This window comes from Mechercharimyces sp. CAU 1602, from assembly GCF_024753565.1.
In the GTDB taxonomy this organism is placed as follows: domain Bacteria; phylum Bacillota; class Bacilli; order Thermoactinomycetales; family JANTPT01; genus Mechercharimyces.
Map to the genome: position 1 here is coordinate 1,977,518 of NZ_JANTPT010000001.1, position 19,061 is coordinate 1,996,578.

The window sequence follows — 19,061 nt, forward strand, 5'->3', positions numbered from 1 at the left end:
TCTCATCAACAAGAAGTTAAGGTGCCATTCATACCTTAACTTCACATCTTACTCATATACTAATTATTACTTTTATACTCTAATCCCCCTTTTCTTTCTGTACTTCATGAGCTAATCCTTCTACATTAGCAATACAAATCCACCCCCGTCCTGTAATGATAATTCCCCGCTTTTTATACTGCTTTATTAACCGAGTCACTCCTTCACGGGATACCCCCGCTACATCGGCCAAATCTTGGTGGGTGATGGGGAAATGGATATTTACACTTCCACCTTCCTCCATTTCCATTCCCTCTACCAATTGTAATAACGCGCGAGCTACACGGTAGGAGCTGCTATGATGAGATTGATCGCGCAACGCACGCTGAAGATCTTGCAATTTTTTTCCCATCACTCGCATCACCTTAATCGCAATGGTAGGAGATTGTGTGAGAAGAGCTTCAAAATCGTGCATAGGAATCACAAATAGTCGGCTTTTCTCTAAGGCGATTGCCGTTCCCGGATAAGGAGCGGAATCAAAAAAGCCGATATGGGGGAACATTTCCCCCGCCTTAATAAATGACATCACTTGCTCGTGTCCATTTGCATCCGTCTTAAACGCTTTAACAAACCCCTCATATAAAAAATAGATGAAGGCGCGTTCCCCGCCCTCATTAAAAATAACTTCTCGTTTATGATATTCTTTCATTAATGCTAATCCAGATAAAGATTGAAGCTCCCGTTCTGTCAGTGTTGCAAAAAAGGGAAGTGAGCGTAAAATGGGAAGAATTGAGGCCAAGATAAATTCACCTTTCTCTCACACATCATTATGTGGCTACCGTTTCAAACATAGACGCTTAGTGCCAAATGAAATTAAAATGAAGCGATCTCATGAAGCCCTACCTTTTCCTCAGGGTGTCGTTAGAGTTCCTTACGAAAATAGCACAGGGGACGATAAATCTCCTTCCCTCATCTCTCTACCCCTTGCAGTCGTTCCGTATAGCCAGCTAGGAACGAGAGCATCGTATGGGTGCCCGTTTTCACTGACAACTGCCCGACGTCGCGGAAAGGGTCTAAACAAACCAAGTCAAATGCCCCCACCTTTTCTTCTAACCCCAGCGTATAAACAGCTTCAAACAGATCCCAAGACACCATCCCACCTGGTGACGGTCCTGGTGAGCCTGGCATAAAAGAAAGATCAAGCACATCAATATCAACAGTGACATAAATAAGGTCTACTTCTTGCTTCAGTTCTTCAATACAACTAGACAAAATGTTCTGTAAACCTCTTCTGCGTACCTGATTCATCGTATAAAATGTAATGCCCTTTTCTACAACATACTCTTTGTAAGCTGCCGAGTTGGCAAAACTATGAATACCCAGTTGATAAATATGCTTCCCTTCAATCACACCATCTTCCTCGATCAATCCTCGAATAGGGGTACCATTGCTGGCGCCTTGATCGAGCACCCGTACATCAAAATGAGTATCAAACTGGATAAGTCCTACCTTTTTGTCATTGTTGGCACGCACAAAAGCATTAAAGGATGGGCGCGTAATCGAATGGTCGCCCCCTATGATCAAAGGCATAAAGTGAGGAAAATGCTTGGTCTGCTGATACAACTCATACAATCCCTCTGCAATGTTACGATGACACTGTTTAATATCCGTGGTATGCATACGTATATCACCGATATCCCGCACACACAGAGAAGATAGATCCACATCGTGATCAGCATCATAAGTAGCAAAAGACTTCCAACTAGCACGAAGAGCATTAGGAGTTTCACTTGCAGCTGAAGCGCTAATCGACGATCGTGACAAAGGTAACCCTATAAAACCGGCATGTAAACTCTCTTGATAATCCCATGGTTGTATCCACTCACTCACTTTATGATCGAGTCGATCTCCACTTGCTCGATTGACAAGAGCAGGTGGAACAATATTTACAAATGGAGACTTCATATTAAATATACCTCCTACATCAACTAACGGTTGTTACGATAAAATTAAGAGTCATCCTCTTGCTCACGTTTCACTAATCTACGTGCAAGAATGGACTCAATCTCTTTCATCGCTTCATCTACTTCACGTTTCCTATTTTCTACATTTCTCTTGGCAGAATCCAAAGAGTGTAGCGTATACCCATCACGATCTTGATCTTGACTGAGCCGACGTCGCAAGCCTTGCAGCTTTACTTTCTCTTCTATAAACGCTTCCCATTCTCTATTTCTCAGCTTCACTCGACTCCCCTCCTCTTTAAACAACATCCCCTTACCCTTATATTCGGAACACGCTCTCATTTTTAGACCACATGTGTTTATATTGTACAGGGGAGGTCCCCGCAGGGACCATATACCTATATATTATACACGTTGTCCACCACGAATGAACACCTGTCCATTTTTCACAACTGTATCAACAAGATTTACTCCAAAATTGTACTGAAGGTATGGATAGTTGGGGGCATCCATCATCAACAAATCTGCTTTCTTGCCTACTTCGAGACTACCCACTTCCTCTGCTTTCCCAATTGCATGAGCCGCATTAATGGTCGCTGCTGTAATAACCTCAGCAGGGGTCATCCTCATATTGAGACAAGCTAAATTCATAATCGTCCACAGTGATTCTGTTGGGGACGAACCCGGATTACGATCCGTCGACAACGCTACCGGAACTCCGGCTTCGATCATATCGCGTGCACGTGCATACTCCGCCATAAGGAAAAAGGCGGTACCTGGAAGCAACACAGCGATGACACCCGCTTCAGCCATCGCTACAATTCCTTCATCTGAGCTGCGCAAAAGATGATCGGCCGAAATGGCACCCACACGTGCCGCCAACTCCGCACCCCCAAGTGCTACTATTTCATCAGCATGAACCTTAGGAGTAAGCCCTACCTTCTTTCCTGCTTCCAAGATGCGCTCACTCTGCTCAATCGTAAACACTCCTTCTTCACAGAACACATCACAAAATGAAGCTAAATTTTCTCCTGCTACAATAGGTAGCATCTCCTCTATCACCAGGTCCACATAATCATTAGACCTTCCTTTATACTCTGGAGGAATAGCGTGAGCACCCATAAAAGTGGATATAACATCGACTGGATGTTGTTCACCCAATCTTTTTGCTACTCGTAACTGCTTCAGCTCATCTTCAAGAGTTAACCCATATCCACTTTTCGCTTCCACGGTAGTTACTCCGTGCTTAAGAAATTGATCTAATCGCTTCGTCGATTGTTCTATTAGATCTTCTTCGCTCGCCGCGCGTGTCATACGGGTACTTGCTAGAATCCCTCCTCCTGCTGCCAAAATGTCTAAGTACTTAGCACCGTTTAATCGCATCTCTAGTTCATATTCACGCGTTCCACCAAAAACTAAGTGCGTATGTGGGTCGACCAATCCTGGCATTACTAAGCGACCATCCGCATCGATCTGTTCAATCTCCTCATCTGTGTGCCACTGGCTTCCCCACTGTTGATCCAGCACCCCCTCGACATCTGCTTGTGTTCCTACAGCTAGGATACGTCCACCTTCAATCGCAACAGCCCCATTTTCGATCAATCCTAATTCATTCATCTCTTCTTTTCTCTTAGGCGCCTTACTTGCTCCTGCCAACGTAAGTAATTGACCTGCTCGTTTAATCACAACTCGCTTTTGTGCCATTTTTGTCACTCCATTTCTATCGTTTCAGTTTTTCTTCTGGCCTGCCAGAGGAATATGAATCCCTTTTTCTTCCGCTACTTTTTCCGCTAGATCGTAACCTGCGTCCACATGACGAACGACACCCATGCCTGGATCAGAAGTAAGAACACGCTCTAAACGTTTACCTGCTGCCTCAGTTCCATCAGCTACGACTACCATACCTGCATGTATAGAGTATCCCATACCTACACCGCCACCATGATGAACAGACACCCAGCTTGCACCATTGACAGCATTGATCATCGCGTTGAGAATAGGCCAATCCGCAACCGCATCACTCCCATCTTTCATTCCTTCTGTTTCGCGATTAGGAGAAGCAACTGAACCACAGTCCAAATGATCGCGTCCTATCACAATCGGGGCAGATAATTCTCCGTTTTTTACCATTTCATTAATAATTCGTCCAAACTTCGCCCGTTCACCATAACCAAGCCAACAAATGCGTGACGGCAATCCTTGAAATTGTACTCGCTCCTGTGCCAACTTAATCCAACGCACCAAATGCTTATTATCAGCAAACTCACGTAAAATCACTTCATCCGTCTTATAAATATCCTCCGGATCACCAGATAGCGCCACCCAGCGGAATGGCCCCTTCCCTTCACAAAACTGTGGACGAATAAAAGCAGGTACGAACCCCGGGAAGTTAAAAGCATCTTCTATCCCTTCATCTAAAGCAACTTGACGAATGTTGTTCCCGTAGTCAAAAGCGATTGCCCCTTGTTTCTGCATCGCTAGCATCGCCTGCACATGTTGTGCCATGCTCTCCTTTGCCCGCCTCATATACTCCTCAGGTTTACTCTCTCGCAGCTCTTTCCCTTCTTCAAGCGAAAGACCTACAGGTAAATAACCATGAAGCGGATCATGTGCGGATGTTTGATCCGTTACTAGGTCAGGGATTTCACCGCTTCGTACCATCTGAGGTAAAATCTCAGCTGCATTTCCCAACAGAGCGATGGACAAGCCTCTTCCCTCTTCCTTCGCTTTCTTTGCCAACTGTAACGCTTCTTCCAAGGTATCCGCTTTTACGTCAACATAGCGCGTATCTAAGCGGCGCTGAATACGAGTCTGGTCGCATTCAATCGCGATCACCACACCATCATTCATCGTCACTGCTAGCGGTTGCGCACCACCCATGCCACCCAATCCTGCTGTTACGGTAATCGTTCCCCGCAAGGACCCTGAAAAGTGCTGGCGCGCCGCTTCGGCGAAAGTTTCATATGTGCCTTGCAGTATCCCCTGTGTACCAATGTATATCCAGCTTCCCGCTGTCATCTGCCCGTACATCATCAGTCCTTTTTCCTCAAGTTCACGGAACGTCTCCCAATTAGCCCATGCGGGAACCAAGAGCGAATTAGCCAATAAAACTCGTGGTGCGTCTTCATGTGAACGAAATACCGCTACAGGCTTCCCCGATTGTACCAGCAGGGTTTCATTATTTTCTAGATTTTTCAATGTATCCACGATGGCATCAAAGCTCTCCCAGTTCCGAGCCGCTTTTCCAATACCTCCATAAACCACAAGCTCTTCTGGGCGTTCTGCTACTTCTGGATCTAAATTATTCATCAACATGCGCAGTGCAGCCTCTTGCACCCACCCTTTACACTCCTTTTCCGTTCCTCTTCTTGCACGTACCATTGACGACCTACTCATTCCAATCCCTCATTTCTCCCATTAGATATTTCATCTTCCTTAGCGTAACGGAGCACTTCTTCTCATTCAAGCACGGACATTAAGACTTTAAAGAACTAAAACACTCTAAACATAAAAAAAGCCCCTCACACCCACCTTCTTCATGAACTTGGGCGAGGGATACTCAATATGAATGGAACCAATCTTTAATTTAGATATCATGCCACTATTTATGGTCAATAAGCATGTAATATATAGGGGTAACTGCAACATCTATCGATTCCTTGATTGAGATTCTTTACTCTTCCTTAGCTTATAGTCGATATAATATCTAATCCAGCTCTTCACTACCAGATTTACTCCCACGACTATACCTACTAATAACAGAATCGACATAATGATCCCTGGCCAATGAATACTCACCACCACAATTCCTCCCTTCATCCATATCACTTTCAAATTTGTTAGTACTACCCATTCCACTCAGGCGGATCCGTGCACTTGTTTTCCCAACAGATAGATGGAATCGTCATTAATCACCATTAATCCTCATCATCTTCCTTGACCTATCATCGATATAATAACGAATCCACCTCTTCACTACCATATTTATCCTCTCAGCTAACCCTATTAAAGAAACAATCAAAATGCAAAATAACACGAACTCGAGCTGCTCACCATCAATTATATCGTATAATAAGAAAACAAGATCTCTAAGAGCAACTTTGAACCTGCGTTCATCGTTCGCACAGAGATCTCGCTGTCATATCATGAAAGCCTTTTATTCACACTTACTTCCTTACAGGTGACTGTTCCTGACGAGCCCTGTTGTAGCGCACCCATCGATTTACCGCCATGTCAACTACAACAATGAGCCCAATCATCCCGAAGATCAAGAGAGCGATCTCCACTGTTCCGAAGCCCACCACGGTTTCCCCCCGCATTATCATTTCCTTCTCTTTTCTACCATTCTGCTCTATTCAACCAATCCCCTTTCTCTATGTCCTATTCTTTCCATTCTACTAATCGTGGATTTTTATCTAGGATAGACTGATATTGAGCCATACTACCATATTTCCCTTCAGGATCCATTTCTAGATAGCGTAAATACTTCTGATAACGCTCCTTCTCATCTCCCGCCCACCCCAAGTGCTTCACTCTTAAATCAGTTACCTTACCCGGCAACTGCTGATAGATGAGCGGTATTTTGGGCACATGGTGATTCATCTGCGGGAAGGTATAAGCGAGCTCTGGTATGTAGCGCACCAATGTCACTTTCACGTGTGGAGAACGCCACAAGTGGTCTTGGCGATAATGAGTATACCCATCCCAAAAATCATAAAACTGAAACCCGTACCAATCATACTCCCCCTGGTTTATCAATTCACGTAACTTGTGAAGCGCTTGCTCCTCATAAATCTCATCCGCATCAATAACTAAAATCCAATCTGGCTTACAATCACACGCCGTTTCCCATACCAATTGGCGCAATTTCCATTCTTCCTGAAAAGAAGAAGTGGATAGTTCCACTACTTTCTTCACTTTGTCAAAAGAGCGGCATATCGAAACTGTGTCGTCAGTACTAGCATCGTCAACAATTACAATCTCATCTACCACTGGAGTTATACTGTGTAATACTTGTTCCAGATAGCGATCCGCTTCGTTCCGCACTTGCATCACTGCTATCAAGCGATTATCCCGTATCTTCCGCCGCACCTGTATCTGTTTAACAGGGCTCAGATTCTCTACCGTTCGCTGACACCACTCCAGATAGCGAGACAAATCAGCGATCTTCAACTGATTATATAAATGAAAGACGGGAAAGTGAGTATCCGCATAGAGCTTAAAGTTGTGCACTACTGCTCTGATAGCAAAATGGCGCTCTGGATCTCTAAAAGAAAGGGAGGGAATTTTTGTGTAACGCACCTCTGATAGAAGTACCTTACGACTCAGCAACGTGCACTTCGCCACTCCCCCCACCTCGTAAACCCCCGGTTTTTTCATTTGCTCCATAAAGGATTGAGTCAAGTGAGCCTGTTTCTCTCTCGTAGGCATACTCCCTTGGTCTAACTGATACTGCCTTCCATCATCCTCTAACCATACTTGCGGACGCTCACACTCCCCTTCTTGCCACCGTGTCCAGCACAACGTACATACAATATCTTGATCGTTACAAAGCAGTTGTTCTACAGTGTAAGGATGAAGTACCACGTCAGCATCTACCAAGAGGAGATGATCATAATGATGATCGCGCGCATAGTCGAGAATAATATTTTTTAGCCGTGCCATTTTCCACTCATGGACTTGCCCCTCATCAGCACGATCATCGTTATTAGACATACGCAGGATCGTATTCTCATATTGCTCTGCAAATAAAGCCAACTCTTTCTTACTATCCTCATGAAGCTGGTAATCGTAAAAAAAGTAATCAATCGTACAACTTAATGTAACCAGTTTCTCCACGGACTGAAGAAATGGACTTACTACTTCTTTTTTCGTCCCCACAATACTGGCAATAAGAATTTTCTTCACCTTCATCCCCCCTTAATGTCCTTTCATTTTCATCTGTTCTACCATCCACTCTACTTCTCTCTTTATCTTTTCTTGCTCAAGTAAAGCAGGTTCTTCTGCCACTCGTCGATATAAACAATATAGGTTGTATATAGCAGGATGAGTATATGCTAGTTTTTCCCATTGTTCCGTCCCCGTTCGATGATGGTGTAGCTTAGGATTAACCACCTCTGATGTTTTCCTAGCCAACCACTCATCCCCTTCCGACGGTATATCCAAGGCGTCCCATAATCGTTTAACTTCTGCCACTGGATGAGACAATAAGCGGTCATATTCGACCACATATCGGGACTCACCTTCAGTCATATATAAATCTAACAAAGCATGCAATTTCCAGTAAAAAAGAGCTCCCCCATCTGAACTTCCCCACGACTCCCTCATTGAATACGTCACATCGAGTGGGTTGCGAACCATTACCACATACTGCAACGTAAAGTTCAACTCTTTAGCAATTTCTTTCCACATGGCCACATACTCAGATGTACGTGGATCCTTCCAGCCCCAGAGAGGATGCTGAATGAAGTCGGACTTTATGTAAGCAGTTATCTTCTCTTTGATTTCCTTACCATAAGGTGTCTGCACCCACTCCGGGTGAAGAAAGGGGAGCGGACTCCCATAACGTTGGCGAATTGACCGATGCATGCCAATGATCTCACGATCTTCCCAGTACCCCCCTTCATTATTTCGATCTGCCGGCAACAAATTTATTCCCCAATATACTCCCAGATTACAAAGCAGGTGTGCCATCAGTGAGGTTCCACTACGCCCCGTTCCCAAGATACAGATCGCACGGCTAGACATGAACAGCTCTCCTTTGCTTCCTTCTTACGTACATTACATTCCATCGAGGTATCAGATAGTACAACTCTATCTCGGTCACGCTTGATTATTTTATAATTAGGAATAAATAAACGGAAAGGAAGGTATTACTTCTGTGCGGCTGGTGATACCTTTCACACTAAGATTTGCTTCCCGCATATCTAACATCACATCGTTAATTTTATCAATCTAAGGGAATCTATGTATGACTATATGGTATAATCACATCAGATAGATGAAATGGGTTACTATATTTGTAAGGAGGATGTCATGATGAAAAAAAAGAATATTCCTTATATAATTATATCGATCTGTCTTCTATTGTCTGCTTGTACAAATCAAACAGAATCTGAAAGCGAAATTCAGGCTGATACGAATCAAACAAAGTCCAGCGAACCTACTGCAAAGGCACGAGAGTACAATGAACCTCTAACACAGGTGGGGAAGGAAACAAAGCATCCCCTAGGAACGTTCGTTTTAAAACAGATAAGTGAGCCTAATGTAACACTGGAAACAGATTCTCTTCGAATACAAATAGAACGAATTAAGATCGTACATAGTACAAAGTTAAGTGATATCGCCAAGTACAACCTGAAAACAAGAGGACTAAATACAAAGGAAATGAACGCCATTCAGTTAACAACAACATTAGAGAACACCTCAAATCAACAGTTAAACTTAGAAAAAGGACCGATAAAGAGACTTGTACTAAGTAATGGAGAAGAAGTAGATGTAGAAAGTATGAATGCAGATCCAAAAATCATGAGCTTAAAAGCAAATGAGAAAGAGGAATTCACACTAATATGTTTTCTCTCTCAAGAACCTAATCAGTTAAACTATGTGAAGATTATACCCGAAGTACAAACCCAGTCCATCCAAGACAACACAAACAAAACGGAAACCTTCAAGGTTAAAATGTAAGCTTTAAACGCCTTAATATCCTAATTTCCTTTGGTTGTTGGTTATCACTTACCATCTATAGCTTTATATTGGATATTTACTCTTTGTAAGAATATAAAAACAGCCGCTTATGAAGCGGCTGTTTTTATATTGAAACTAAGTTAAAAGCTACAGTACTCAACTACAGGCTGGCTTGTCCCTGTATAGATAAAGTAGTCGGGAGCGTAACCATAATCCCAATTACCACCATAATTATTATCATCCACCCAGTTCCACACCGTACTGCCAAAGTAAGATTGACCATTTACGTAACAATACAAATAAAGGTAATTCCCATCCGGAATATTGGTTTCTGATCGTGCTCCGTTAATTGTTGGACTACTAGCACGCAGATCCAAGCCTGAACCTGTCTTCTGAATCTTGTATAGCCCATCTGCATAAGTCGCTTCAGTTCCTACGAACACAGACAAAGCCATTGCCAATGAAACCACAGCTATTGCAGTCTTCTTGATCATCAAAATCTCCCCTTAATAATCAATTTTTAGGTCTCAACTACAATATACACAACCGAAAGTATCATGGCAATAATATGAATTTATGATAAATCAAAGGAATCGTACATCTAGAAATAACATATAATCTTTGATTTCATACTATTAATCTTACGATCCGATCAAATCATTCGTCTTCTCTCTACTATCATTTTTAAACGTATTTAGTAAATTATTATTAATTCTAAATGAGTTGATCTAGATAGACTGCTCCCCATTCAGATTAAAAAGTCAGGCATTCTTTTCATGTAACTCTAAATGAAGAAAGGTGCAAGAACATTTAGCCGTAGCAACCTCCACCGAAATCTTGCTATCATGTGCTAATAGTTCATTTAGATAGGAAAGGCGATCATTAATTTCAGTTAAAATCTTCTCTCTCCCTTTGAGCAAAATACCGTGGCCGAGAATCATGGTGTAATCACAATAATGTTTTAATGCTTCAAGCGATTTGACATGACTCTGAACTGTATTTGTAATGAACGGCAAAATAGGGCTTCCATCATTAGAGGTCATAATTTCGTCTGCCACATGCACAAATTGACCATTAATATCTATTATCATCGTACAGATAGAGTGCCCAGGTAACGGAATCATCACTAGCTCAAAGTTACCAAATTGGATTTTCGTCTTTTCGCCTATCTCAAAAGTAGGAACAATATGAGGATGCTCTTCTTTTGCTGTCCATTTATCTAACGTGATTTGCGCATTCGCATGCCCATAACGAGGTACAGGAGGCAAGCTTTTCAAACCACTTATATGATCAGGATGAAAGTGACTAATCACAACGCTGTCCAGTTTTAGATCGTTTTTTATTAAGTCAGTAAATACTTGATGCGCATGATCTTCAAAAGCTGTATCAATCAAGAGTGCCTTATCTTCGTGAGTAAGTGCAAGTATATTAAACCCGAAATGTCCTCCTGGATTAGGTGCAAATTGATATAAGTAGATTCCGTCAGCTATCGTTTGTTTAAGCATGATGTGGACCCCTTTTCTTTTCTCTCATCATAACTGAAAATGGCTGACAACAGGTGGTCAGCCAAGATTGTAAACAATCATTATTTATAACCTGCATGAGCTAGCTCATGTTTTTTCCTCATAGGAACCGTAATGTTTTATCATCTCTTCAAGGTAATTTTTCATTTCTAACCTTAGGAACGCCGGTTCCATCACTTCACACTCTTTCCCAAATGATAATATAAAGCGAAGCAAACCCTCCTCATAAGGATAATCTTCCTCTACAATAAAGCCTCCCTCCTCATCTGGCTGGATACTAGTCAGCGGAAAATACTCCTGTAAGTGTGGTCCTATGTGTATAGAGAACTTAAGTTTCACTTTTATACTGTTCCGAATGTAGCCCTGTTCAAATACTGCTTGCAATGCCTCAGCGGAAATAGGTTGGCTATAAAACTTTTCACCCAAAGAGACATTCTGCATGCGGCTCAATTTAAAGCGACGATAATCTTTTCTCAAGTGACAAAACGCTATCACAGACCAATATCCATGATGGAAATCAATCTGAATTGGTTCAACACATCGTCTCTCCTTTATAAAACGTCTATTTGTATAATCAAATTGGATTAAAAGTTTATTCTGCAAAGCTTTATTAATCAATCGAAAATAAGATTTTGTTTTCTCCTCCATATTGAGTTGCGAAATATTAATGTGAATATTATTTTCCCCACTGCTTGGACTCTGGTCCTGAAGCGCTAGCTTATGTAGAATTTTTTCTGGAATTTCATTTCTACCAACCAATGAAGATAGCGACGCCATAATCGGCAAGAGTACCTGAACCTCTGACGAATTAAAAAACATCTCACTCAACCTATATTGCTCCATGAGTGAAAAGCCTCCTCCATGACCTCCTTCTGCAACGATAGGAACACCTGCTTCACATAGCTTGTCAATATCGCGATAAATGGTTCTTAACGAAACCTCAAACTGATCAGCAAGCTCTTTACCCGTCATGACATCTCTTTTTAGAAGTAATAAAATAATAGATAATAGTCTTTCTACCCTCATCCCATTCGTTCTCCTCCGCCAATAGCCTTCTAATCTTCTATATGCGGCACACACCCCGCACAAAATAAGGAACGGGGCCATCAAACCCCCTTCCTCACCTTATAGATCTAGCTAATTTCACAGCTAACTTGCTCATTATGCGTCCCTCTGTCATCTCACACAAACCTTGTCAATTACTTACTTTCTTTTTTAGATTACAACGCTAATACGGCCCTTCCTCTCATCTTACCTGCTAAAATTTGTTCCAAGGTTGTCGGTAATTGATCAAGGGAAATCTCAAACGCAATTCTATCCGCTACATCTTCGATTTTAAGATCAGTCGCTAATCGCTTCCAGATTTGCTCCCGATACTCCCGTGAGATATGCGCCGTATCAATTCCAAGCACGTTGACCCCACGTAAGATGAGCGGATATACCGTTGATGAATACGTTGCACCACCAGTAAGTCCGCTCACAGCGATCGAACCACTATAATCCATCGTCCGTAAGAGATAACTTAAGGTATTACCACCGACAGGATCGACGGCTCCAGCCCAGGTACGCTTCGACAGGGGGCCTACCTTCTCTTCACCGTCTACGCTTACTCGTCCTATTACATCACTTGCCCCTAGTTCGCGTAAGAAAGTGTGTTCACTCTCCTTGCCTGTACTTGCTACCACATCATAACCCCGTTGCGAAAGCATCGCAATAGCCGTACAACCCACCCCACCAGTAGCTCCCGTCACGAGTACAGGTTCTCCTCCTGGTCTTAATCCATTCTCTTCTAAACGCTGAATTGACATCGCGGCGGTAAATCCAGCTGTTCCCAATGCCATTGCATCCTTTAGTGACAATCCCTGTGGGAGGGGAATCACCCACTCTGCCGGGATACGGGCCACTTCACTAAACCCTCCCGTATGAGATACTCCCAAAGCCCCATTCCCCGCAATCACTTCATCTCCCACTTGATAACGATCATCTTGAGATTCAAGCACGATACCCGCTAAATCAATTCCAGGTACCATCGGATATTTCTCTAAGATACGCCCATTAGGAATACTAGCAAGTCCATCTTTAAAGTTGATACTCGAGTACTTAACCTCGATAATCACTTCACCTTCATCTATATCCGCCAATGTCAAAGAACGAATCTCACTTGTAAACTCCTCTTCACCCTTATGTACATATAAAGCACGAAAGGTTGTCATATGATCTCCCCCCACTGTTCATAGAAAAACAAACGCTTAAAAACTTTATTCCCACGTCACCTATATTCGACACAGATATCTTCGCCTCCTATCATATACGGCATACTCACTGTTTAGATCGTTCACAACCCCATTATAATACTAGTGGCTAATCCTGCACTTGCTTACCACCCTTTCCTTTCATTTATTTCACTCTATTGACAATAACCTTTCTATTTAGATAGAATAATAACGGAACAAACATTCACATTATTCCGGGAGGTTATAGGATGAAACGTAAGAAGAGTAGCATTATTGTGTTACTTGCTCTATCCTTGTTGCTGGTGTTCTCAAGCTCTGTAAGTGCGGCACCTTTGATGCAGCCGATGCAGAAAGTAAAAACCATTGCAGATAAAATCGACAAGAATCGTATTCAAAAACATATCGAACGCTTAGCAGACGCGGATAATCCTCGCCTCACAGGCTTTGACGGTGAGCATAAAGCCGCCAACTACTTAGAGAAGCGACTTAAGAACTACAAACTGAAAACTGACCGTCAAATCTTTCCGGTACTCGCCTATATTGCTCGTGGTTCAGAGATTACGATCAACAGCCCCGAGTCCAAACAACTAGAATCAAATACCTTCGAATACACTCCTGCCACACCGGCTGAGGGAATCACCTCAGATATTGTTTATGCCGATCTCGGGAAACCTGAAGATTTCGAAGGGTTAGATCTAGAGGGGAAAATCGCTTTTATCAAACGCGGTGAACTCTCCTTCTATGACAAAGTACAAAACGCTGCTGCTGCAGGTGCTATTGGTGCCATCATCTTTAACCATAGTGATGGTATCATAAGCGGTACGCTCACTCAAATCAGTGATATCCCCGCACTCGCCATGAACAAAGAAGAAGGTGAATGGGTGAAATCATTGCTTGATGAAGGACAAACCGTCTCCATGACAATCAAAGCAGATGCCGAATACAAACCGAGCTACTCACAAAACGTCATCGCTGAGCTTCCAGCGAAAATCGCCAAGAAAAAAGCAAAGACGATCGTCATCGGTGCTCACTATGACAGCATTGACGGTCCAGGAGCAAATGATAATGCTTCCGGTACCGCTACCTTGCTCGAAGTAGCCAAAGCATTATCCAAAGAGAAATTTCGTCACAACATTCGCTTCATCTTCTTCGGTGCAGAGGAGTCTGGTTTAATTGGTGCCGAAAAATATGTCGAATCGCTTAGCGATGAAGAGAAGCAGGATATCGCTGCCATGATCAACCTCGATATGGTGGGGGTAGGTGATACACTCAATATCATGACCGCCGCTGAAGATAGCTCTTCCTTCGTTGCAGACCTAGCAGAAGAATATGTATCTACCTATGGATACAACTACGAGCGGGGTGCCTCTACTCGTAGTGATCACAAACCATTTGAAGATGCCGGTATCCCAGTAGCCTTCTTCCATTACTCGGAAGATCCTTACTACCATACTGATGAAGATACCCCCGACAAAATAGATAAGGACAATCTCTATCGCGTGGGTACACTCACCGCTCTGCTTATCAATCATCTCGGAAACCAGAAAAAGCTGCCCGAGCGTGAAGAAGCCCCAACGATGAAGATTGAAGGCTTTACCCCCGGTAAAGTAAACAGCAAAGATCCCCTACCTGCACCCGCAGCGAAAAAATAATAGGGAAAAATAAAATCCACCAGGCGACAGTAAGGACTGTTGCCTGGGATTTTATTCATTAACACTAAACCAAATTAGATTACATCTTGCAATTAAAGTAACAGAGAAGTATACCACGTTTACTCACCCTCAGTTATTCCAATATCCGCTCTCGCCATTCCTTCGGATAGGTTTTACATGTTGAAGGCTGAGGAAAAATTTGCTGACGATATCGAGCGATCACATCGTATACGCTGTCACGCCATCTACGGGGTACAATGTAAAAAAACCTCAGCAGCTTCCACATTCCCTGTAAAGAACCAGCTACTCGTAGCGCCGCTTCAGATTTTATATAATACTTCCCCTGATCAATCAAAACAAACGTATTAAAATCCCGATCATCTAATCCTCCCGCACGTAATAGTGCTCTCCCCCTATCCGATTGTAAAGAAATAAAGCGAAATACTCCTTGACGATCACGTGGAATCACAAATTGGACAAGTGCATGGCAGAGACCGCATTCTCCATCGTATAAAATATAAGCATGAGAATCAGTGATTATCATCATAACCCACTCCTTGCCTCACTCCATTTATCTTGGCAACGGCTTCACGACTTGTGCGTACCCTCAGCTTCTTCAAAATCCGATTCACTTGATTCTTAACTGTACTTTCCGCTTTATATAGCTTTTTCATAATCTGCGTCTGTGTATATCCCAATTCTAACAGGGTAAAAATCTCTCGCTCAGCAGGGGTAAGCGAGTGAAGCGCTTCCTCTCTTCGAAGCCGTGCTAATTCCTCCTGTAAAATGTTTAAAGGACGGGCATTGCGAAAAACCGCTCGAATAACGTGCGGAAGCTGGACATAGTCTGCTTTTTCTACATAGTTGAGGGCACCTGCCGCAAACGAGTCCATGATCGCCTTATCTTCAGCCAATGAAGTAAGCATCACTACATGTGTAGGACGTATCGCTTGAATAGCCATTACCCCTTCGATTCCAGCCCCCTCATCATCTCCTAACACGATATCCATCACCACCACGTCATACGAATCCGCTCGAACGGCCGCAATTGCATCTTCCTTAGTAGTAACTGCCTTCACTACGTTTAAATCTACTTCTCTACTCAAATATATGGTTAAACCGTCTATCCAATCGTGGTCATCTTCCACCAATAATAGCTTAATTCCCTCCACCACGCGCCCCTCCTTTCTTTAAAGAGACATTTTTTCTTCCTGTTGCATAGCTATTAGCCTCTCAGGGGAAAATTGCAGACGCACCTCTGTTCCTTGAGGCTGATGTTGCTGCAAACTTATTTTCCCATTCATTTCACGTACCACTTGATACACATAAGACAAGCCCAAACCATAATTAGTCTTTTTTCCCTTCGTCGTAAAAAACGGCTCGTGTGCTCGCTCAATATGCTCCGCAGCGATTCCAGCACCTGTATCAGTCACAGTAAGAACTGCATGACGCGCTGTTCTCTCCACTCTGATTTCGAGCGTAGCTGCCGGGGTCGCCGCTTCAAATGCGTTCTGCACTAGGTTGGTTAGTACTTCTCTCATATGCACCGGATCACAATAAAACAATAAAGGCTTCTCACCTACTACTACTGTTCGCATTCGAGCTTCCTTCCATTGATCTGCAAAAGAAAGGCGTACATCATCAAGGAGCAAATCGATAACAACCCACTCTTCTAACAATGCTACCTTTTGTGTAAGAGAATGCATTCGTGCTGCCATCTCCTTCATATGTTGCGCGGACGAAGCGATAATTTCCAATTGACGTCGTGCCACCCTCTCCTCTCCACTTAACATACCCCGTAAGTTATCTGCTCCCAATGAGATCTTACCAATCTCCCCCTTAATTGTGTGATGAAATAAGCTTGTCCCAGACTCTGCTGAACGCAAGGTTCGTTCCAGCTGTTCTCTTTCCACCCGGATACGAATGCCAAGTACTCCGTACAAAAAGAGCGAAATAATCCCCAATAAAAGAGAATAACCAATGAGAAGTGAAACATATGGAAAAAAATCAAAATTGGGTCGAATCAGTCTCATACCATTGATCAATACCAAGATACCCAGAACGGTAGGGACAACGATCGCCGTCATCATCCAGCGTTTGCGACGCTGTAGCGGATTCGGTTCACGTAGTGTAGAGCGCAATAACACATAACAAGCGAGTACATAATAGGGGCCCACCCACATGATTAGAAACAAGGCAGCAACTTTCCCCTGAGGTAGGAACGGATACAATATCCATGAACAGATAACGGGGAACAACCACCATCCATATTCATTTTTCCGAGCTGGTTTCCAGCCTGCATAGGCATACGCAAACATAAGCACACCGAAAGGAGTCCATGTCTGATTAGCCCATTCTATCCATCCTGGAAGAGCATGACCTGCTCTAACCCATTCTTCTATCGTAGGAACGAGCCCACCTAGACTAGCGCTTATTAAAAAGAATGCTGCCCATCGATTGACTATGCTTTCTGGACGCACTCCTGCTATAGCAATTGCCACCACTAACAGTACGATAAAATAATAAAGCATACTCCCCTTCCCTTCGTTCTTTAACATATCTAATACTGATAACCATCTTTTCATCGTTGATTTAGAGCACTTCGTTTCTACCCTTACTCTTCTTCTGATGATTCGTTATCTGTTGGTATTTTTTTACGAGCATGAAACCCTTCCCACACATGATGCCAGTGAGTAACTTCTTTCTCACCATATTGCCAGCAATAAAACGCTTCGCCGTGATCGATCCAAGCAGGGAAGTCAACCACACCGTGATCTATATCTTTTAAGATTGCGCCTGTTTTTTTCACCTCTTCTATCCCGGATCTCATCTGGATATGAAGAAACTCCAACTCTACTTCATGAGCAAAATAAGGATCTCGTGGTTTTTCACTCTCCACTATCTCGCGCATCGCCGTTTGTAGTTGCTGCAGTTCGAGATAGCTCAAATATTGTTGCTGTTTCAGCATCCGCAAGTGATCCAAGACCACACTCAGTTCTGGAAGCAATTGATTAGCTTCATCCCGTGTAAATACTTTTTGTTCGCTATTCATCCGTTATCTCCACCCATCTTTCTCTTTTAGCTGTTAAATCTCTTGTTGTTATTAATGTGATACCGGGACCATCCTTTACTTCACCACAATGTTTCTTTCAAACATGATAAGTGTTTAGTCCTAATACTACTTTGATATAAATAAAGCATGTATGTACATCTGAATACTCGTATTTCAGAAGAGAAACTGCCCTATCATTTTTCTTTAAATTTCATTACAATGGAATAAGGACCGACGGATGAATTGGAAAAGAAGGAGCGATCCTATGAATCTAGGAGAACCAAATAAAGAGAATATGCATTTTATGATTGAAAACATGAAAACCAACCTACGTGTGGTTAATGGCAGTATCATCTCGGCCGAAGATTTCAATCTGGATCAATACGAGGATATTTACGATCTCTATCGCCTAGTGGAAAAGAAAAAAGGAAAGATGACGACGATGGAGTTAGAAGGAATTTTAGCTGAACTTGCATCAATGCGTAAAATAACGGATGCATAATTGCGACGTGCCGCCCATAGAGGCGGCTTTTTAACTCTCAGGTGAAAAGTTGCCGCAACTGCTCCGGCAGAGGAACACCTTTGCGCGCTTCCAGATCAATCGTCACACTTGTTACTTCTGCATCTGCTACCCGTTCACCCGCTTCATTCTCAATGATATGCTGTAGTACGAAGCTGGTTCGCCCCGCTTTCACTGCATGAGTACGAATAGTTAAATGTTGATTGAGCAAAGCCTCTTTCCGATAATTGATCGCAATATGCACAGTAACTGTACCAATCCCCATCTCTGTAAATAAATCAAAGGGGAGCCCCACTTGATTGTACCAATCTTCTCGTCCCCACTCCATATATTCGAGGTATTTGGCATTATTCACATGTCCCATCGCGTCGATCTCTGTCGGGCGAACGATAATCTTAATTTCGCTTTCCATCCTCTAACACACCCTCTTCATGATCTCAATCGTCTCACATAT

The 19,061-nt window shown here is 42.9% G+C and carries 21 protein-coding genes; 3 read left to right on the forward strand and 18 right to left on the reverse strand.

What is annotated here, in order from left to right; all coding sequences use genetic code 11:
* Window positions 1-79: 79 nt before the first annotated feature.
* From NXZ84_RS10115 to NXZ84_RS10155, 9 genes are all read right to left on the reverse strand, one after another.
* A complete protein-coding gene (locus tag NXZ84_RS10115; protein ID WP_258840129.1) occupies window positions 80-778 on the reverse strand; it encodes a Crp/Fnr family transcriptional regulator in 699 nt (232 codons plus the stop codon).
* A 170-nt stretch (window positions 779-948) separates the two neighbouring features.
* Entirely contained in the window at window positions 949-1,944 is a 996-nt protein-coding gene (locus NXZ84_RS10120; protein WP_258840130.1) for an agmatinase family protein, read from the reverse strand.
* A 44-nt stretch (window positions 1,945-1,988) separates the two neighbouring features.
* The gene (locus NXZ84_RS10125) at window positions 1,989-2,222 is read right to left on the reverse strand and encodes a hypothetical protein (RefSeq protein WP_258840131.1); all 234 of its coding nucleotides are present in this window, start codon (window positions 2,220-2,222) and stop codon (window positions 1,989-1,991) included.
* A gap of 123 nt (window positions 2,223-2,345) precedes the next feature.
* On the reverse strand, window positions 2,346-3,644 hold the full coding sequence (gene hutI / locus NXZ84_RS10130) for an imidazolonepropionase (protein WP_258840132.1): 1,299 nt from the start codon (window positions 3,642-3,644) through the stop codon (window positions 2,346-2,348).
* A gap of 24 nt (window positions 3,645-3,668) precedes the next feature.
* Window positions 3,669-5,336 (reverse strand): urocanate hydratase, encoded by a 1,668-nt coding sequence (gene hutU / locus NXZ84_RS10135; RefSeq protein WP_258840134.1) that lies wholly within the window; start codon window positions 5,334-5,336, stop codon window positions 3,669-3,671.
* A 310-nt stretch (window positions 5,337-5,646) separates the two neighbouring features.
* Window positions 5,647-5,793 carry a hypothetical protein gene (locus NXZ84_RS10140; protein WP_258840135.1) on the reverse strand — a complete coding sequence of 49 codons (147 nt, stop codon included), beginning with the start codon at window positions 5,791-5,793 and terminating at the stop codon, window positions 5,647-5,649.
* 313 nt (window positions 5,794-6,106) lie between these two features.
* Window positions 6,107-6,259 carry a hypothetical protein gene (locus NXZ84_RS10145; RefSeq protein ID WP_258840136.1) on the reverse strand — a complete coding sequence of 51 codons (153 nt, stop codon included), beginning with the start codon at window positions 6,257-6,259 and terminating at the stop codon, window positions 6,107-6,109.
* Between the two features lie 61 nt (window positions 6,260-6,320).
* Complete coding sequence (locus NXZ84_RS10150) at window positions 6,321-7,847, reverse strand: glycosyltransferase (protein ID WP_258840138.1); 1,527 nt, start codon at window positions 7,845-7,847, stop codon at window positions 6,321-6,323.
* A 12-nt stretch (window positions 7,848-7,859) separates the two neighbouring features.
* Entirely contained in the window at window positions 7,860-8,687 is an 828-nt protein-coding gene (locus NXZ84_RS10155; protein ID WP_258840139.1) for a sulfotransferase family protein, read from the reverse strand.
* 291 nt (window positions 8,688-8,978) lie between these two features.
* Between NXZ84_RS10155 and NXZ84_RS10160 the strand changes: the two genes are divergently transcribed.
* Window positions 8,979-9,626: a hypothetical protein gene (locus tag NXZ84_RS10160; protein ID WP_258840140.1), complete on the forward strand. Its 648-nt coding sequence runs from the start codon at window positions 8,979-8,981 to the stop codon at window positions 9,624-9,626.
* A gap of 140 nt (window positions 9,627-9,766) precedes the next feature.
* Here the strand turns inward: NXZ84_RS10160 and NXZ84_RS10165 are convergent, their stop codons facing one another.
* From NXZ84_RS10165 to NXZ84_RS10180, 4 genes are all read right to left on the reverse strand, one after another.
* Window positions 9,767-10,120, reverse strand: coding sequence for a hypothetical protein (locus NXZ84_RS10165; protein WP_258840141.1), 354 nt, complete (start codon window positions 10,118-10,120; stop codon window positions 9,767-9,769).
* A gap of 267 nt (window positions 10,121-10,387) precedes the next feature.
* Window positions 10,388-11,131: an MBL fold metallo-hydrolase gene (locus NXZ84_RS10170; protein ID WP_258840142.1), complete on the reverse strand. Its 744-nt coding sequence runs from the start codon at window positions 11,129-11,131 to the stop codon at window positions 10,388-10,390.
* A gap of 105 nt (window positions 11,132-11,236) precedes the next feature.
* Window positions 11,237-12,175, reverse strand: a complete 939-nt coding sequence (locus NXZ84_RS10175; protein WP_258840143.1) for a helix-turn-helix transcriptional regulator — start codon at window positions 12,173-12,175, stop codon at window positions 11,237-11,239.
* A gap of 194 nt (window positions 12,176-12,369) precedes the next feature.
* Window positions 12,370-13,362 (reverse strand): acrylyl-CoA reductase family protein, encoded by a 993-nt coding sequence (locus NXZ84_RS10180; protein ID WP_258840144.1) that lies wholly within the window; start codon window positions 13,360-13,362, stop codon window positions 12,370-12,372.
* 269 nt (window positions 13,363-13,631) lie between these two features.
* Here NXZ84_RS10180 and NXZ84_RS10185 point away from each other — a divergent pair, with 269 nt between their 5' ends.
* Window positions 13,632-15,035 carry a M28 family metallopeptidase gene (locus tag NXZ84_RS10185; RefSeq protein ID WP_258840145.1) on the forward strand — a complete coding sequence of 468 codons (1,404 nt, stop codon included), beginning with the start codon at window positions 13,632-13,634 and terminating at the stop codon, window positions 15,033-15,035.
* A 133-nt stretch (window positions 15,036-15,168) separates the two neighbouring features.
* Here the strand turns inward: NXZ84_RS10185 and NXZ84_RS10190 are convergent, their stop codons facing one another.
* Genes NXZ84_RS10190 through NXZ84_RS10205 form a run of 4 tightly spaced genes read right to left on the reverse strand, consistent with a single transcriptional unit; the run spans window position 15,169 to window position 18,087 of the window.
* A complete protein-coding gene (locus NXZ84_RS10190; protein ID WP_258840146.1) occupies window positions 15,169-15,579 on the reverse strand; it encodes a thiol-disulfide oxidoreductase DCC family protein in 411 nt (136 codons plus the stop codon).
* On the reverse strand, window positions 15,566-16,207 hold the full coding sequence (locus tag NXZ84_RS10195) for a response regulator transcription factor (protein ID WP_258840147.1): 642 nt from the start codon (window positions 16,205-16,207) through the stop codon (window positions 15,566-15,568). The genes NXZ84_RS10190 and NXZ84_RS10195 overlap by 14 nt, the downstream gene beginning before the upstream one ends.
* An 18-nt stretch (window positions 16,208-16,225) precedes the next feature.
* A complete protein-coding gene (locus NXZ84_RS10200) occupies window positions 16,226-17,620 on the reverse strand; it encodes a sensor histidine kinase (RefSeq protein ID WP_258840148.1) in 1,395 nt (464 codons plus the stop codon).
* A 29-nt stretch (window positions 17,621-17,649) separates the two neighbouring features.
* Window positions 17,650-18,087 carry a DUF2203 domain-containing protein gene (locus tag NXZ84_RS10205; RefSeq protein WP_258840149.1) on the reverse strand — a complete coding sequence of 146 codons (438 nt, stop codon included), beginning with the start codon at window positions 18,085-18,087 and terminating at the stop codon, window positions 17,650-17,652.
* A 265-nt stretch (window positions 18,088-18,352) separates the two neighbouring features.
* Between NXZ84_RS10205 and NXZ84_RS10210 the strand changes: the two genes are divergently transcribed.
* Window positions 18,353-18,589 (forward strand): DUF1128 domain-containing protein, encoded by a 237-nt coding sequence (locus NXZ84_RS10210; RefSeq protein ID WP_258840150.1) that lies wholly within the window; start codon window positions 18,353-18,355, stop codon window positions 18,587-18,589.
* A gap of 37 nt (window positions 18,590-18,626) precedes the next feature.
* On the opposite strand, the gene NXZ84_RS10215 is transcribed toward NXZ84_RS10210, so the two are convergent.
* Window positions 18,627-19,019, reverse strand: a complete 393-nt coding sequence (locus NXZ84_RS10215) for an acyl-CoA thioesterase (RefSeq protein ID WP_258840151.1) — start codon at window positions 19,017-19,019, stop codon at window positions 18,627-18,629.
* Window positions 19,020-19,061: the final 42 nt, after the last annotated feature.

Coding starts and splice junctions, on each gene's coding strand:
- NXZ84_RS10120 (WP_258840130.1), bottom strand. CDS start 1,944: ATGAAGTCTCCATTTGTAAATATTGTTCCACCTGCTCTTGTCAATCGA.
- hutI (WP_258840132.1), bottom strand. CDS start 3,644: ATGGCACAAAAGCGAGTTGTGATTAAACGAGCAGGTCAATTACTTACG.
- hutU (WP_258840134.1), bottom strand. CDS start 5,336: ATGAGTAGGTCGTCAATGGTACGTGCAAGAAGAGGAACGGAAAAGGAG.
- NXZ84_RS10140 (WP_258840135.1), bottom strand. CDS start 5,793: ATGGGTAGTACTAACAAATTTGAAAGTGATATGGATGAAGGGAGGAAT.
- NXZ84_RS10145 (WP_258840136.1), bottom strand. CDS start 6,259: ATGCGGGGGGAAACCGTGGTGGGCTTCGGAACAGTGGAGATCGCTCTC.
- NXZ84_RS10155 (WP_258840139.1), bottom strand. CDS start 8,687: ATGTCTAGCCGTGCGATCTGTATCTTGGGAACGGGGCGTAGTGGAACC.
- NXZ84_RS10160 (WP_258840140.1), top strand. CDS start 8,979: ATGAAAAAAAAGAATATTCCTTATATAATTATATCGATCTGTCTTCTA.
- NXZ84_RS10165 (WP_258840141.1), bottom strand. CDS start 10,120: ATGATCAAGAAGACTGCAATAGCTGTGGTTTCATTGGCAATGGCTTTG.
- NXZ84_RS10170 (WP_258840142.1), bottom strand. CDS start 11,131: ATGCTTAAACAAACGATAGCTGACGGAATCTACTTATATCAATTTGCA.
- NXZ84_RS10175 (WP_258840143.1), bottom strand. CDS start 12,175: ATGAGGGTAGAAAGACTATTATCTATTATTTTATTACTTCTAAAAAGA.
- NXZ84_RS10180 (WP_258840144.1), bottom strand. CDS start 13,362: ATGACAACCTTTCGTGCTTTATATGTACATAAGGGTGAAGAGGAGTTT.
- NXZ84_RS10185 (WP_258840145.1), top strand. CDS start 13,632: ATGAAACGTAAGAAGAGTAGCATTATTGTGTTACTTGCTCTATCCTTG.
- NXZ84_RS10190 (WP_258840146.1), bottom strand. CDS start 15,579: ATGATAATCACTGATTCTCATGCTTATATTTTATACGATGGAGAATGC.
- NXZ84_RS10200 (WP_258840148.1), bottom strand. CDS start 17,620: ATGAAAAGATGGTTATCAGTATTAGATATGTTAAAGAACGAAGGGAAG.
- NXZ84_RS10205 (WP_258840149.1), bottom strand. CDS start 18,087: ATGAATAGCGAACAAAAAGTATTTACACGGGATGAAGCTAATCAATTG.
- NXZ84_RS10210 (WP_258840150.1), top strand. CDS start 18,353: ATGAATCTAGGAGAACCAAATAAAGAGAATATGCATTTTATGATTGAA.
- NXZ84_RS10215 (WP_258840151.1), bottom strand. CDS start 19,019: ATGGAAAGCGAAATTAAGATTATCGTTCGCCCGACAGAGATCGACGCG.